The sequence below is a fragment of the Fictibacillus iocasae genome (assembly GCF_042665465.1).
In the GTDB taxonomy this organism is placed as follows: domain Bacteria; phylum Bacillota; class Bacilli; order Bacillales; family Fictibacillaceae; genus Fictibacillus; species Fictibacillus iocasae.
Genome location: NZ_JBHTCP010000015.1, coordinates 13,436 through 27,533 on the forward strand (window position 1 = coordinate 13,436; position 14,098 = coordinate 27,533).

The window sequence follows — 14,098 nt, forward strand, 5'->3', positions numbered from 1 at the left end:
AAACGACCAGAGTGGTATCTGGTCGTTTTCATACACCTAAATTTATCGTAGGAACTCTTTTAATCTTACTGTGTTTTCTTCAAGAAACACAGTGTTCTTTTCTATTCCGCGACGTTTGCACCACCCAATGCTATTAAAAGCATCTATAAAACGATAAAAAGACAAAACAACGTCCAAATCAATTAATGGTCTAATACTGTTATAGCCTTCTTTGTATGCTTGATACAAGGTGGTATCTGCAGATAAGAAGTCTCGATACAGTTTAGTGAAGTCGACTTCTGTTGAACCAAATCGCACGCTTTCAAAATCAATAATTCCAGAAACCTTGTTGCCATCAATGATGATGTTTGCTGGCCGAAAATCCATATGTACGAAGCTTGGCCCATCTGGTGAAGGGAGCTGCTGGTTCATTTTTTTAAATTTTTCAACGGATTGATTAAACAGCCCTTCTTCTAACACCTCTTTTACATCCTCAGCAAAGCTATAAAATTGCTTTTCAATAAACGCAGACCAATTTGAAAATTCATTTTGAATCCCATTCAACCTTTTACTGCTAGGTGGTTGTATGGCATGCATTGAGGCATGTATCACGCCGACATGATAGGCGACTGTCGGTGAAACCTCTCTTGTTAACGATTGACCTTTTAATTCAGACAACAAAAAAGCACCCGGACACTCCTCATCACCAGACCAATAATCCAGCAACTCAGGTATAGAAACTCTTCCTTTTAATAACTCGTAGGCTTCTAACTCCCTGTGAAACTTTACATTTGAGTAAGGAATCTTCAAATAAACATGTTCTCCATTAAGCAAGTGGCATTTATAGACCGTTGAGCTGTGTGAGTCCTCCATTCCACTGTAGGATATTACCTGTAATCCGAATTTCTCAATTAACCGCTGTAAAATGAAAACCCCTCCTTCTCCCAAAATACTTCACGATGTGAGTGACACCATTATATCGGAATGCACTTCCATTATTTATATAAAAAAAATTATCCATCAGCTGATTACATAAGAAGGAAACCGCATTCTAGAAAAGAATTGGGTTAGATAAAGATTCTTCAACCTTTTAACAAGGCAAGGCGCTGATTGAGGTTTTATAGCTGGGTTCATTAGCGAAAAAATGGGAGGAAAACCGTTTGTCCAGTCACCGAGATGCCCTAGTAACGTCCTTAAATGAGATCGTCATACCACATTTAAGAGAGCGCGGGTTTAAAGGCTCGCTCCCTCATTTTTATAGGAAATGCGCAGACCGCACAGATTTAATCATGTTTCAATTTAGTCTGTACGGCGAAGTACTGTACGTTGAAATCTCCAAATGCTCTAAGGATGGTTATACAGAAGAAACGACAGGCAAACACATTTCACCACAGAAAGTAAAAGTCTATCAAATAGGCGGCGGCTCGCCATATAATCGAACGCGTATCGGCAAAGATTCAGATGATGAGTTTACATTCAATGAGAAGACGACAGATGAAACCGCCAGAAAAATCGTTGACGCTTTGGATGAAGCCGAGAAATGGTGGAGTTCCTATCCAAATTGGTGGAATCAAGGGTGAACGCCGTTAAAGCGATTCTCAACCACATCGAGTACATAGCGGCTCTTCTCTTTCTGTTGTTTTTTCTATCCAATAAAAAAGCACGCATAGCCTTTACGCTTTTCTTGAAACATCACAGAATACAGGTCCTTCTTTTTGTCCTATTGTTCTGCCTCCCCCTTGCAATCGTCTTCCTCATGATCGCAGTCAGATAAGGGGCATTTCTGTTTCACACCTGTTGTGTGTTATAATCAACGCATCAAACATAAGAAACGGAGATTACGATACATGCTTTCTTTTGAAGAAAAAATTGCGATTATTGAAGAGAATTTCCCGCAGCTGTCGCGCGCGGATGTGTCCCTAGGACGCGTGAACTACCACTATGAGGAAAGTGTTCAGGACAAGACGATTGTCGTGTACCACCTTCACCCGAACGGAAACGGATTCGTATACGGCGGCTACCTGCCGCAGAACCAGATCAATGACAAAGGCTATGTGAACATCCGTGAGTTTGAAAAAGACGAACTGATTGCGCAGATCGCTGAAACGATTGAATTCATGAGCAAAAAGCACGGCTGGCAGCAGGAAAAGAAGAATAAAGAAGACGATACAGACCGCAACGAATCAAAATGGCTCGGACCTGATTATGAGTACGTGACGCTCGCGTTTGAAAATGAGCTGTGGTGCTTATTTGATGATAACGACAACCTGGAAGCAGCGTTTGAAACGTATGCTGAAGCAGAAGGCTATTTAAAAGAAGAAGGCTTTAAGCCGAGAAAATAGGAGGCTTACAACATGGCTGAGGAGAAGAAAAAATTAAGCGTGCAAGAACTCGCGAAACAGCGTTTGGCACAGAAAAAGGCACAGCAGGGCGGCGGGGCATTCAGCACGAACCCTGTGAAATCCACGAAACCAATGTCGAGCCAGCAGACGAAAAAGAAAAACAACCAAACACGCCGGACAGGTGTCTAATGCACCGCCAGCGCTCGAATATTAAGCCAGGATTGAACGTGAACGTCATCTTAAAGGCGGATCAGCGTACAGGCAAGAAAACGAACGGCATCGTCAAGGATATTTTGACAAAATCGCCGAACCACCCGCACGGCATCAAAGTCCGTTTAGAGGACGGGCAAGTCGGACGGGTCATCGACATACTATAAAGAAAACTCGGCTGACGCCATGCCTTTAAGTCAGCCTTAGTTGCCCTTACACTATGTACATTAACTTTTTGCCACGTCGAGTAATCATCTTGCAAAAAAGTTATACTTTCCTATAGTGTAAAGAAAACTCGGCTGACGCCAAGCCTTTTCGTCAGCCATAGTTGCCCTTACACTTTGTTCGTTAACTTTTTGACTGCGTCGAATTCCTTCACTGTTAAAAAGTAATTTTTTTTAAAAGTATAGCAAAAGCCAGCCTGAACCTGAGGCTGGTTTTTTTAAAAAGGAGCGGTGTCCTATGGGTAGTGAAAAGATTGACCTTCCTAAAGTCGGCAAACCCGCACAGCGTGCCCTTACTCAAGCTGGCTGCAACTCTTTAGAAGACATCACCAAACATAGTGAGACCGAAATCGCGAGCCTTCATGGCGTTGGACCGAAAGCTATGAAGCAGCTGCAGCAGGCACTTCAGGACAATGGAATGAATTTTGCAGATAACAAAACGAAAGGCTGATACCTCATGATTGCACGTACAGAAGCAGATTATAAAGGATTAATGGAGATTGGAAAAATCATTGCTGGTATAAGGGATGCGATGGTGCAGGCGACAACTCCTGGCATGACGACCAAGCAGCTGGATGAGCTGGCAGGAAAGCTGTTCGCACAGCATGGCGCCGTCTCAGCTCCGATCGAGATGTACGGATTTCCAGGCTACACGTGCATCAGTGTGAACGAGGAAGTGGCGCACGGCATTCCCGGCAAGCGCGTGATTGCTGAAGGAGACCTCGTGAACATTGATGTGTCGGGCTCAAAAAACAGGTATTATGCCGATACGGGCATCTCGTTCGTGGTCGGTAAAGGTGATCAGCGTCTGTTCGATCTTTGCACTGCGACGCAGGAAATTTTTAACGAAGGATTGTCCAAATTTGTAGCCGGAACGAAGCTTAATAACGTCGGACGCGCGGTGGAAAACGCCGCAAAGAAACGCGGCTATAAAATCCTTCGCAACTTAACCGGTCACGGCATCGGCCGCTCGCTGCGCGATGCGCCTGACTTTGTGCATAACCATTACGAACCGTTCGACAACACCTTGCTCGAAGAAGGCCTCGTACTCGCTTACGAGCCGTTCGTCTCCACCAGAACCGAGATGGCGTACGAAATGGAAGACGGCTGGACACTCGCCACGACTGACGGCAGTTGGGTCGCCCAAATCGAGCATACGATCATTGTGACGAAAAATGGACCGGTGATAACGACGGAATAACGCGAAAAGCTGGCATATGCCAGCTTTTTTAATTCACTTTTCTAACTGTTCCTCTGTTCGCTTCAGACACAGCAGTTAATCCTGTTAAAGCAACAGCTGTATCAACATCTTTTATATACTGTTCGATAACATGCTTCACGCCATTCTCGCCACCTACAGCAAGTCCATAAACATATGGACGTCCAAGGAGCACAGCATCAGCGCCAAGTGCAAGAGCTTTCACTACATCGGCTCCTCGTCTTATGCCACTGTCGAGCATGACGGGAATTTTTCCTGCTACAGCCGTAACGATAGGAGATAGAGCATCCAAAGACGAAATACAGCCATCCAGCTGCCTGCCGCCGTGATTGGAAACAACAATTCCGTCAAAGCCCGCATCCACCGCTTTCCTGGCGTCTTCTTCATGAAGCACACCTTTTATTATTATAGGAAGGGATGTTATTTCTCTTAGCTTTTTAACTTTTTCCCATGTTAAAGACGGTGTGAAGAACAGTGACTGCAGATGAGCCAAAGCACCGGTCATGTCTTCAGCAGGAGGTTTACTCAACCTGCTGAGAAAAATGGGATCTTGTAGAAAATTCGCAGCACCCTTTCCGAGTGCCAGCGGAAAATATTGATGATCCAAATCTCGTTCTCTGTACCCTACGACTGGCATATCGACAGTAACTGTAATTGCTGTATAACCGGCTTTTTCAGCGCGGTGCACCAAACTTGCTGTCACTTCAAAATCAGAAGACCAGTATAGCTGAAACCATCTGGATCCAGTTCCGTTTGCTGCAGCAATCTCTTCTAATGAAAAAGTAGAGACGGTGCTCGCGATAAACGGTACACCAAAAGCAGCGGCTGCCCTTGCTGAGGCGAGCTCTCCTTCTGGGTGTAAGATGCCCTGATTGCCAATCGGCGCGAGTATGAAAGAAGCTGGTAGATGAGTGCCTAAAATATCCGTTGATAAAACGCGGCTGCTCACGTCCTTTAAAACGCGAGGAACGATTGCCCATCGATTAAAAGCTGTTTCATTTTCACACAATGTTATTTCTGCGCCTGCACCACTCTGCACATACGTAAACGGTTCTTTTGAAAGAGCCAGTTCAGCTTCTTTTTCAAGGTTAGAATAAGAAAATGGAAGCATTTTTTCACTAACCGCCATACCTTAATCCTTCCTCAATCTCGATGCCAGCACGTTCCCCGCCGTCTGCAGACCTTGCACGAGCACGACCAGTAGGAACACGGTCACGTACATGACGTCTGCCTGATAGCGCAGGTGGCCGAACCGGTAAGCGAGGTCACCAAGTCCGCCTGCGCCGACAAGGCCTGCCATTGCGGTCGCCCCGATCAGTCCGATTGTTGCGATCGTCAATCCGAGAACGATCGCCGGGCGCGATTCGCGCACAAGCACATTCCAGATGATCTTTTTCGTCGGAATGCCCATCGCCTCGTAAGCCTCGAGCACACCGCGGTCTACTTCAAGAAGCGCTGATTCCATTAAGCGCGCAATATACGGCGCCGTATAGACGACGAGCGGGACAATGACACCTTTTACCCCGATCGACGTGCCGACAATGAACTTCGTAAACGGCAGGATGAAGAATAAAAGAATGATGAACGGCACGGACCGGATCACGTTGATGAGCGTGTTCAGAAACGAGTACACATACTTGTTCTCGAGGCGCGCGCCCTGTCGCGTCAATACAAGGAACGCCGCGAGCGGCAAACCGATTACGATGGAGATGAGAAGCGCAATCGACGTCATCTGGAGCGTCTGCAGTATCGCTTCTATGATTTGGTCGCCCCATAAATCAAGAAATTCGCTTATTTTTGACGTCATTCCGATTCACTCCTTCCACCAAAACATTTTGCTGCTGCAAAAATTCTATGGCCCGGCTTATTTCATGGTCATCACCTTGCAAATGAACGATTAATCGTCCAAAAGGCACATCCTTCAGCTGTGTAATCGTGCCTGAGAGAATGTTCGGAAACACGTTGAACTTTTTACTCACGAGCGCGAGAGTCGGCTCGCCAGGCGTTGTATCAACGAACGACAAACTGACGATTGAACCGGTTTCTTTTAGTTTGGAGAGCAGCGCCTCTGGCAGCTGATGATGGAAGATGCTGTTCACGAAGCGCTTTGTTGTGTCATGCTGCGGCGCTGTGAACACATCAAGCACCGTACCGCTCTCCACCACCTCACCGTTTTCCATCACCGCAACACGATCGCATATTTTCTGAATCACTTTCATCTCGTGCGTGATCAATAAAATGGTGATGCCAAACTCTTTGTTAATTTTGAGCAGCAGATCGAGAATCGCCTCGGTTGTATCTGGATCGAGTGCACTTGTCGCTTCATCACTTAATAAAATTTCCGGCTCATGTGCGAGTGCCCGTGCGATCGCCACACGCTGTTTCTGGCCGCCAGACAGCTGAGAAGGGTACGAATCCGCTTTTCCCTCAATGCCGACGATCGACAAGTATTTTTTCACACGGTGGTCAATTTCCGCTTTCGGCAGCCCGGAAAGGCGCAGTGGAATGGAGATGTTTTCATAAACGGTCGCTGTTTTCAGCAGGTTGAATCCTTGAAAAATCATGCCGATTTTTTTGCGCGATTCACTTAGCTTGTTAGAAGGAAGCTTCGTGAGCTCGGTGCCGTTTACCGACACTGTTCCTTCTGACGGCTTTTCAAGCAAATTCACACAGCGGATGAGCGTGCTCTTACCTGCTCCGCTGTACCCGATCACGCCGTATATCTCACCCTTTTTCACGTCGAGGGAGACGTTTTTCAGCGCCTCCACACTCCCTTTTTTCGTCACAAACGTTTTGGACACGTTCTGCAGCTGAATCATACGCTCCTCCCCCCTTTTACCAAGACGGCAGAACGGCGCCGTCGAATTCATTTTCAATAAAGTCCTTCACTTCTTTCGAGCGGTACGCTTTCTCAAGCTTCTTCAACACCTTATCGTTCTTGTTCTCACCGCGCACAGCGACTAAGTTCACGTGCGGCGAATCGTCTCCTTCAATGAACAGAGAGTCTTTCTTCGGCTTCAGTCCGTGCTCGATCGCGAAGTTGGTGTTGATCGTTGCCGCTGTCAGTTCATCCAGCTGTCTTGGAATCTGTGACGCTTCTAGCTCCACAAACTTGACGTTTTTCTTGTTCTCCACAATATCTTTTTGCGTCGCTTCCATGCCAGCGCCTTTCTTTAGCTTGATCAGTCCTGCTTTTTCATAAAGATTTAGCGCTCGTGCCAAGTTGATCGGATCGTTCTGAATGCCAAGCTTGTCGCCTTCCTTGATGTCATCAATGCTCTTAATCTTGTTTGAGTAGATGCCGAGCGGGAACGTCACCGTATCGAAAACTTCTACAATATCAAGCTTGCGGTCTTTCTTGAACGTATCCAAGTACGGCTCTGTCTGGAAGCTGTTCGCGTCCAGTTCCTTTTCCGACAGCGCCACGTTCGGCATCACGTACTCGTTAAATACCTTCAGTTCAATCTCCAGGCCGTCCTTCTCCGCTACCTCTTTTACCTTTTCAAAAATCTGCTCGTGCGGTCCAGCCGTCACACCGATCAGCAGCTTATCCTCCGGCAGCGCCTCGCCTTTATCCGCCGATCCGCTCGCACACCCCGTCAACGCAAACACCAACACTAGTAAAAAAAGTCCCCATTTTTTCATCTTTCAATTTCCTCCTCTTGTTTTGTAAACATCAAAAAGCCTCTCTGAAAGTTTCAGAGAGGCATCATATACGGAACCGGACCTCTCTCATCTTTCAAAACACATAAGTGTTCTGCAGGATTTAGCACCTGAACTTACAACATGTAAGTTTGGTTGCCGGGTTTCATAGGGCCAGTCCCTCCACCACTCTGGATAAGAGTAAATATTCTCAATATTTAATTGTTTACAATCATAATGCCGAGTGCAGGTCGTTGTCAACACTATTTTTTCTAGTTGCTGATCGGCTGGCTAGCATTTGTTTGCGAATTTGAGGAGTTTATTTGCGAATCCGGCTTATTTCTTTGCAAATCTGCGCCTCTTATTTGCAGGTATGAAAATTTATTTGCACGGCGAAATTTTATTTATTCTTCGACATGTTTGTTTGCAGCACACCCTCGTTATTTGCACCCTCCAAAATCTATCATTTTCTCAAAAAACAGCACCTCTGCAAGTCCAAAACGAGACTTGCTCTAAGCGGCCATCCCCATCTACAACCAAATCCCCGCTGAGAACACCATTTTACTCATTTGGCTGCACCCGCTAATTATGTCATGATGACTTCCAAAAGGGAGGTGGATCCATTGGTCACCATTCTAAAAAAGAGGGATATCCCGCTCAAAATTTTAAAGCTTGAGGCATTGTTGAGGAGGCTTCCGGCTATGCACAAAAAGCGGGCGGACATTGAAGAAGATCTTGCGCGAAGCTTGGCGGGGTATCGCGGTGAGCAGGCGCTGCATTATGATTTTCAATTTCTCAAGCAAAACCATTATTCTGTGCTTGAAGACCTCAGGCTAGAAAATGAGAATGGCGATTTTTTTCAAATTGACTGCCTTCTGCTCTCACCATCGTATCTGCTCATTTTAGAAGCGAAGAACATGTCCGGCTCTATCCTGTTTGATCAGCACACGCGGCACATCATTCACAATAAAAATGGGCTGGAACGGAGCTACAGTGATCCTCTGCTGCAGGTCCAAAGACAGCGCATCCAGCTTGAAAAGTGGCTCAAACAGCAAAAATTTCCGTTCGTCCCCGTGATCACTCAAGTGGTCATCAGCAACTCCGACACCCGGTATGACGCTACGTCCAACCACCATTTCGTCTATCAGAACGTGACATCACGGTTAAACCTCCCCAATCGGACGGCTGAATTTGAATCTGCTCATACAGATGAAGTGTTATCTGCTAAGCTCATCAAACAAATCGCCAAATCGTTGATAAAGCGCAGCACACCATACAATCCCGATCTCATGCATTGGTACGAATTGAAGCTGAGCGACTTGATATTAGGCGTATTCTGTCCAAATGCCGACTGCCCGTCCGTCAGAGACCCGATGTTCAAAGTGAATTCCGGGTGGCGATGCCCCTTTTGTCTCGCCTTTTCGCGGGACGCTCACCTCACTGCTCTAAAAGATTATGTGCTGCTCGTCGGTGACGAGATCAGCAACTCTCATTTTAGGGATTTTGCTCGTATGGAATCCGTTTTTACAGCAAGTCGGTTGTTAAAGCAGCTGTCACTGCCCTCGTCCGGTGCAAAAAAGAACCGAAAATATAAGCTCTCACTGCCGAAGTCATAATTTATTTGCAGATTCGCGACATTTGTTTGCGAATCTGCGATAATTATTTGCAAGTTCAAACCATTTATTTGCAGATCCGAAAATTTATTTGCAGCGCCACATTTTATTTATTTTTCGACACAATTATTTGCAGCCGCAGCCTTTTCTTTGCAGCAGCGACCAAATCTCACACGTTTCAGCACCGCAAAAAAGTGCCACACTTATACTACTGAATATAAAAGGAGCTGCTCATGGACGAAATCACATTAAAACGCCGGATTGATGCCGCCGCCAAGCGCATCCCGGCGGACTTGATCATAAAGAACGGCAAAGTTATCGACGTCTTTAACCTGGAAATTATCGAAGCCGATATAGCCATCATCGACGGATACATCGCTGGCATCGGTTTTTACGACGAGGCGGACGAGATCGTGGACGCGGCCGGCCGTTATGTGAGTCCGGCTTTTATTGATGCACACGTGCACATTGAGTCGTCGATGGTTACGCCAGTAGAGTTCAGCAAGGTTTTGCTCGCGCACGGCGTGACGACTGTCATCACCGACCCGCATGAGATTGCCAACGTGTCGGGTACGAAGGGCATCTCTTACATGCTGCAGCAATCGGAAAACCTGCCGCTGGACGTGCGGGTCATGCTGCCGTCATGCGTGCCATCTACACCGTTCGAAAATGCGGGCGCGGTGCTTGAAGCCGATCGCCTTCACCCTTTTTACAAACACAACCGTGTACCCGGGCTGGCTGAAGTGATGGACTATCCGGCTGTGCTCCACGGCAAAAAAGAGATGCTCGATAAGCTTTTATCTGCCGCTAATCACAAAGCCATCATCGACGGCCACGGGGCGGGTCTCGATGCAGATGGCATCAACGTGTATGCATCTTCCGGCATCTCAACCGATCACGAATGCACGACGGCCGAGGAAGCGCGCGACCGCATCACCCGCGGGTTGTACGTCCTTATCCGTGAAGGGTCAGTGGCGAAGGATCTGGCTGCATTGCTGCCAGCTGTGACGTCTGCCAACGCCAGCCGATTCATGTTTTGTACCGATGATAAGCACCTTGATGATCTCGTCGCAGAAGGAAGTGTTGACCACAATGTTCGGCTCGCTATCAAGCAAGGCATGGATTCAATCCAAGCGATTCAGCTATGTTCATTGAACGCGGCGAAATGCTATCGTTTGAACGATAAAGGCGCCATCGCACCAGGGTATAAAGCTGACTTTCTGGTGCTGGACGATTTGGAAAATGTCGCGATTGCAAGCGTCTATGCGGAAGGAAAACTGGTCGCTAAAGACGGCAGCTACTGTGGTCCGGAGCTCAATCAACAAGCTCCGCCAAAAGCACTCACCGACTCGATCCATATTGCTCCGCTCTCAGTAGAGCACTTTGTTATCGGGCTGAAAAAAGGCGACCATGCAAACGTGATCGAGGTGATACCAAATAAGCTCGTCACGAAAAAAGTAACGGCTGCGGTTGGAGAGCATTTTCCTTCTGCAACAGACGATCTTCTTAAAATCGCCGTGATCGAACGGCATAATAAGACGGGCAACATCGGGCTCGGCATCGTAAAAGGATTGCGGCTGCAAGACGGCGCAATTGCTTCTACCGTCGCGCACGATTCTCATAACCTCGTCGTCGCCGGAACGAACGACCGTGACATGATGACAGCGTCTGCCGAGATACAGAACATGAAAGGCGGATATGTCATTGTAAAGGACGGTGAAGTGCTCGCCTCTGTTCCGCTTCCCATCTCCGGTTTGATGTCAGACCGCAGCTTCGAGCAGGTGAACGATGAGATTCTACACCTGAAGTCCAAGCTGAACGAGCTCGGATTCGATGGCGATTTCGATCCATTTTTAACATTGTCGTTCCTGACACTTCCCGTCATTCCGGAAATCAAGCTCACCGACATGGGTCTGTTTGATTTCCGCCGTTTTTCCCATATCTCGTTAAAGGCGTAAAAGTTATACTTGCTCAAAGTGTAAAGAAAAGCTAGCGGATACACACCCGCTAGCTTTCTATTTATTTTCACTTAAGTTCATCACCAGATCATTCATGTTACTGGAAAGCTGTTGCAGCTGTGTGGTCACATCGCTCAGCTGGAGCGTAGCGGCCATCTGCTGTTGGGAGTTAACGAGAATTTCCCGGCTCGTCTCATTATGCTCTTTTGACGTTACAGCCATAATCTGAAGTGAATCGGTCAGGTGTTCTGTATTCTCCTCCAGCTGTGCACAAATCGCGGAGATGTCCCTTACCTCCAGTGCCACCTTATTCGATACGTTTAAGATTTCCGCAAAAATCGATTCCGTCTCACCGACCAGCTCTAAGCCCTTCTCTGCAACCGTTACTCCATCTCTCATCGTGCCTCCTGCCACTGTGATCTCACGCTGAATGGATTCGATTAAATGGGAGATGTCGCCAGCGGCTGCATTCGACTGGGCGGCAAGCTTACGGACTTCATCGGCCACAACCGCAAACCCTTTTCCAGACTCTCCCGCTCTAGCTGCTTCTATGGCTGCATTTAGTGCCAAAAGGTTCGTCTGTCCCGCTATTTCTGAAATTACAGACAAGATTTTCCCAATCTGATTGGATTCGTTTTCAAGGTGATAGACCGTTTGGGACACATGTTGGAAATGATGATGGATATGTTCGATCTGCTGCTTCGTTTTGACCATGGAACGGTTTCCTTGCTCGACCAGCCTATTAGCCGATGATGACGATTCCAGAGCCCTGGCCGTCCGCGCCATCACAGATGACACACCACCATTTAAGTGCTGAACATCTTCCTCACTTTGCTTTGACCGTTCCAGCTGCTCATCTGATCCTGCCGCAATCTGATGGATCGAGTGGACCACATCCTTAATGGCACCACTGGATTCCTTCGCATTTTGTGTCAGCATCTGAACATGCTCCACAAGCTTAGAAGACGTATTTTGTATATGGTGGATCGCTGAATGCAGCGCTTCTGCACGATATTCATTCTCTTCTTGCAGCTGATTCGTATACTGTTTTTTCGTATGAATCTGCCACGAGATTCCGCTGGATGTCAGCACGAGATAAACGGCGTGGAGAACGAACATATACCAATTGTAATGATGAGTTCCAAAATAAAGCGCTGTATAAAAAAACATCGCCATCAAGTGAAAGAGCGCAAAAATAACCGTCATGACTAAAATGAGCTTGATGTCATCATAAAAACTCATTAATGCCACAACAAGAAAAATGGAAAAGTGAAACACTACATCTCCTTCACCACTCACAATCATCGCGTTGCTGATGAATGTGAGGATAATCGTGATCAGAACAGGCAAAACGGGATGATGATGGCTGTGATGGTACATCCTCCATGCAACAGCCAGCATGATCAGCGGTATCGCTAAAGCCGTATACAAGATCACAGAGTAGCTTTCCAGCTGTCCGTCTGTCCATGTCATCGGCCAAATCCTCGTAATCATTTGTATCAAAATCGCTAGGATCATTCCGACTGATGACAGCACTAGCATCAATTTATTTTTATTCAGACTCATTCCCATACCTCATTTCAGCTACTCAATTAACGTTACCTTTTATGTATCGCCTTACTTATACAAAAGTTTACAAAAAGTTGTATTTTTTTGTACTACGTAAAAAAAAGACCCTCATAACAGGTCTTTTCACTCGAAATAGTAGGATCCAATAACAAAGCTGATGACAATTATAAGGATGAGGAGACCAAACCCACTCCAGCCCAAACCGCCTGCTGCATCAGTAAGATTTCCCGCTTGCGCCCGGTTCAACGCATCGTTCATATTTCCCGTCGGATTACGTTTGCTCTCTTCTTGACGCAGTCTTTCGCGTTTTTGTTCAGGCGTTTCTTTGTTTTCAACCATTCTTCCATCCCCTTCTTTTTAGATGACCGTCATCTTTTTAAAAGGCCGTTTTTTCAAAAATTTTGTTGCTAATGAGATAGAAAAAGGCATAATCCATTTACGCTTTTTTTAAAATCTGATTTAAATTAGTTAATGTGATTTAACGATAGAATCTATTACTTCAACTGTTTTTGTAACGGTGTCCAGTATACGAGTACGCGTATCATTTTTAGAGAGCAGTATCACCTCTCCAGTTTCATCAAAGCAAAAAGCAATAGGAATAGAAAAACCACAGTTTCTATAAGAACCATCTGCGTGACTCGTGCCTATAACTATTGATTTCTGTTGAATGCTGATTTGTTTCGCTTCACCAGACCAGTCTGAATATTGTTCTTCACTAAACATCCCTACTCCAATTGGGTTAAAAATGATATTTATAGAGTTTTCGTTCTTTAGACCTTCCAGCCCTAGAAAAACTTCTCTGCAAAGAAGATATCCGTATTGAATCCCATTATCTTGGGTTGTAGACGGAGTATACAATGTCTTTATTTCAGGTGTTTTTGCTCTATCCAGAATCACTTTACCATTATTGTTGATTATAAGAGCTCTGTCTAAATTTTGATTATCCTTGTAACCCATTACAATTGCTGTTTTAAATTTTTCAGCTAAATAACTCACTTTTTCCAAATCCGTTTTTTGGCAATAACCCTCTGGATATATGATTAGATCTACTGAGGAATTAGTTTTTAATTCAAAACTTAGTTGTTCCAAATTTTCTTCTTTCTTAGGTTGACCGATAAGAATTTTCATTTAAAGCTCACACCTTTCTAACACACAAATCAATTTTTAATTCGCCGCTTTCTATTTATCCTGACATAAATTGTAAATTGACTATTTGAAGCAAATTACGTTATAGAACTCTCTAATTTAATAGCCGTAAGTTTTTATTGGGTTTTCTTTGTGGCAACACGATGACCTCCTATACATTTCGAACCTATAAAAGTATAATTACACAATTGACCAT

At 45.7% G+C, this 14,098-nt stretch carries 16 protein-coding genes and 1 riboswitch; of the genes, 8 read left to right on the forward strand and 8 right to left on the reverse strand.

Going from position 1 to position 14,098, the window contains the following annotated elements; all coding sequences use genetic code 11:
- Window positions 1-42 precede the first annotated feature (42 nt).
- Window positions 43-852, reverse strand: coding sequence for a phosphotransferase family protein (locus tag ACFQPF_RS09225; RefSeq protein WP_379749138.1), 810 nt, complete (start codon window positions 850-852; stop codon window positions 43-45).
- Window positions 853-1,139: 287 nt separating this feature from the next.
- On the opposite strand from ACFQPF_RS09225, the gene ACFQPF_RS09230 reads away from it, so the two are divergent.
- The 6 genes from ACFQPF_RS09230 (at window position 1,140) to map (ending at window position 3,956) form a co-directional block, all read left to right on the forward strand.
- The gene (locus ACFQPF_RS09230) at window positions 1,140-1,559 is read left to right on the forward strand and encodes a DUF4304 domain-containing protein (RefSeq protein WP_379748864.1); all 420 of its coding nucleotides are present in this window, start codon (window positions 1,140-1,142) and stop codon (window positions 1,557-1,559) included.
- Window positions 1,560-1,826: 267 nt separating this feature from the next.
- A complete protein-coding gene (locus ACFQPF_RS09235; RefSeq protein ID WP_379748866.1) occupies window positions 1,827-2,321 on the forward strand; it encodes a hypothetical protein in 495 nt (164 codons plus the stop codon).
- 12 nt (window positions 2,322-2,333) lie between these two features.
- Window positions 2,334-2,510, forward strand: a complete 177-nt coding sequence (locus tag ACFQPF_RS09240) for a hypothetical protein (protein ID WP_379748868.1) — start codon at window positions 2,334-2,336, stop codon at window positions 2,508-2,510.
- Window positions 2,510-2,698: a YwbE family protein gene (locus ACFQPF_RS09245; RefSeq protein WP_379748870.1), complete on the forward strand. Its 189-nt coding sequence runs from the start codon at window positions 2,510-2,512 to the stop codon at window positions 2,696-2,698. The genes ACFQPF_RS09240 and ACFQPF_RS09245 overlap by 1 nt, the downstream gene beginning before the upstream one ends.
- 295 nt (window positions 2,699-2,993) lie before the next feature.
- Window positions 2,994-3,206, forward strand: a complete 213-nt coding sequence (locus ACFQPF_RS09250) for a helix-hairpin-helix domain-containing protein (protein ID WP_379748872.1) — start codon at window positions 2,994-2,996, stop codon at window positions 3,204-3,206.
- Between the two features lie 6 nt (window positions 3,207-3,212).
- Window positions 3,213-3,956, forward strand: a complete 744-nt coding sequence (gene map / locus ACFQPF_RS09255; protein WP_379748874.1) for a type I methionyl aminopeptidase — start codon at window positions 3,213-3,215, stop codon at window positions 3,954-3,956.
- Window positions 3,957-3,984: 28 nt separating this feature from the next.
- Here map and ACFQPF_RS09260 read toward each other — a convergent pair whose 3' ends face one another.
- Genes ACFQPF_RS09260 through ACFQPF_RS09275 form a run of 4 tightly spaced genes read right to left on the reverse strand, consistent with a single transcriptional unit; the run spans window position 3,985 to window position 7,619 of the window.
- A complete protein-coding gene (locus tag ACFQPF_RS09260; RefSeq protein ID WP_379748876.1) occupies window positions 3,985-5,103 on the reverse strand; it encodes an alpha-hydroxy-acid oxidizing protein in 1,119 nt (372 codons plus the stop codon).
- A gap of 3 nt (window positions 5,104-5,106) precedes the next feature.
- Window positions 5,107-5,781, reverse strand: coding sequence for a methionine ABC transporter permease (locus ACFQPF_RS09265; protein ID WP_379748878.1), 675 nt, complete (start codon window positions 5,779-5,781; stop codon window positions 5,107-5,109).
- Window positions 5,753-6,793: a methionine ABC transporter ATP-binding protein gene (locus tag ACFQPF_RS09270; protein WP_379748880.1), complete on the reverse strand. Its 1,041-nt coding sequence runs from the start codon at window positions 6,791-6,793 to the stop codon at window positions 5,753-5,755. The genes ACFQPF_RS09265 and ACFQPF_RS09270 overlap by 29 nt, the downstream gene beginning before the upstream one ends.
- A gap of 16 nt (window positions 6,794-6,809) precedes the next feature.
- Window positions 6,810-7,619, reverse strand: a complete 810-nt coding sequence (locus ACFQPF_RS09275) for a MetQ/NlpA family ABC transporter substrate-binding protein (protein ID WP_379748882.1) — start codon at window positions 7,617-7,619, stop codon at window positions 6,810-6,812.
- 84 nt (window positions 7,620-7,703) lie between these two features.
- A riboswitch (SAM riboswitch) is annotated at window positions 7,704-7,818 on the reverse strand.
- Between the two features lie 499 nt (window positions 7,819-8,317).
- On the opposite strand from ACFQPF_RS09275, the gene ACFQPF_RS09280 reads away from it, so the two are divergent.
- Both ACFQPF_RS09280 and ade read left to right on the forward strand, forming a co-directional pair.
- Window positions 8,318-9,232: a nuclease-related domain-containing protein gene (locus ACFQPF_RS09280; protein WP_379748884.1), complete on the forward strand. Its 915-nt coding sequence runs from the start codon at window positions 8,318-8,320 to the stop codon at window positions 9,230-9,232.
- A 230-nt stretch (window positions 9,233-9,462) separates the two neighbouring features.
- A complete protein-coding gene (gene ade, locus ACFQPF_RS09285; RefSeq protein WP_379748886.1) occupies window positions 9,463-11,187 on the forward strand; it encodes an adenine deaminase in 1,725 nt (574 codons plus the stop codon).
- A 57-nt stretch (window positions 11,188-11,244) separates the two neighbouring features.
- Here ade and ACFQPF_RS09290 read toward each other — a convergent pair whose 3' ends face one another.
- From ACFQPF_RS09290 to ACFQPF_RS09300, 3 genes are all read right to left on the reverse strand, one after another.
- On the reverse strand, window positions 11,245-12,753 hold the full coding sequence (locus ACFQPF_RS09290) for a methyl-accepting chemotaxis protein (RefSeq protein ID WP_379748888.1): 1,509 nt from the start codon (window positions 12,751-12,753) through the stop codon (window positions 11,245-11,247).
- A 126-nt stretch (window positions 12,754-12,879) separates the two neighbouring features.
- Window positions 12,880-13,095 carry a DUF6366 family protein gene (locus ACFQPF_RS09295; RefSeq protein ID WP_379748890.1) on the reverse strand — a complete coding sequence of 72 codons (216 nt, stop codon included), beginning with the start codon at window positions 13,093-13,095 and terminating at the stop codon, window positions 12,880-12,882.
- A gap of 129 nt (window positions 13,096-13,224) precedes the next feature.
- Entirely contained in the window at window positions 13,225-13,884 is a 660-nt protein-coding gene (locus ACFQPF_RS09300) for a carbon-nitrogen hydrolase family protein (RefSeq protein WP_379748892.1), read from the reverse strand.
- Between the last annotated feature and the right edge of the window lie 214 nt (window positions 13,885-14,098).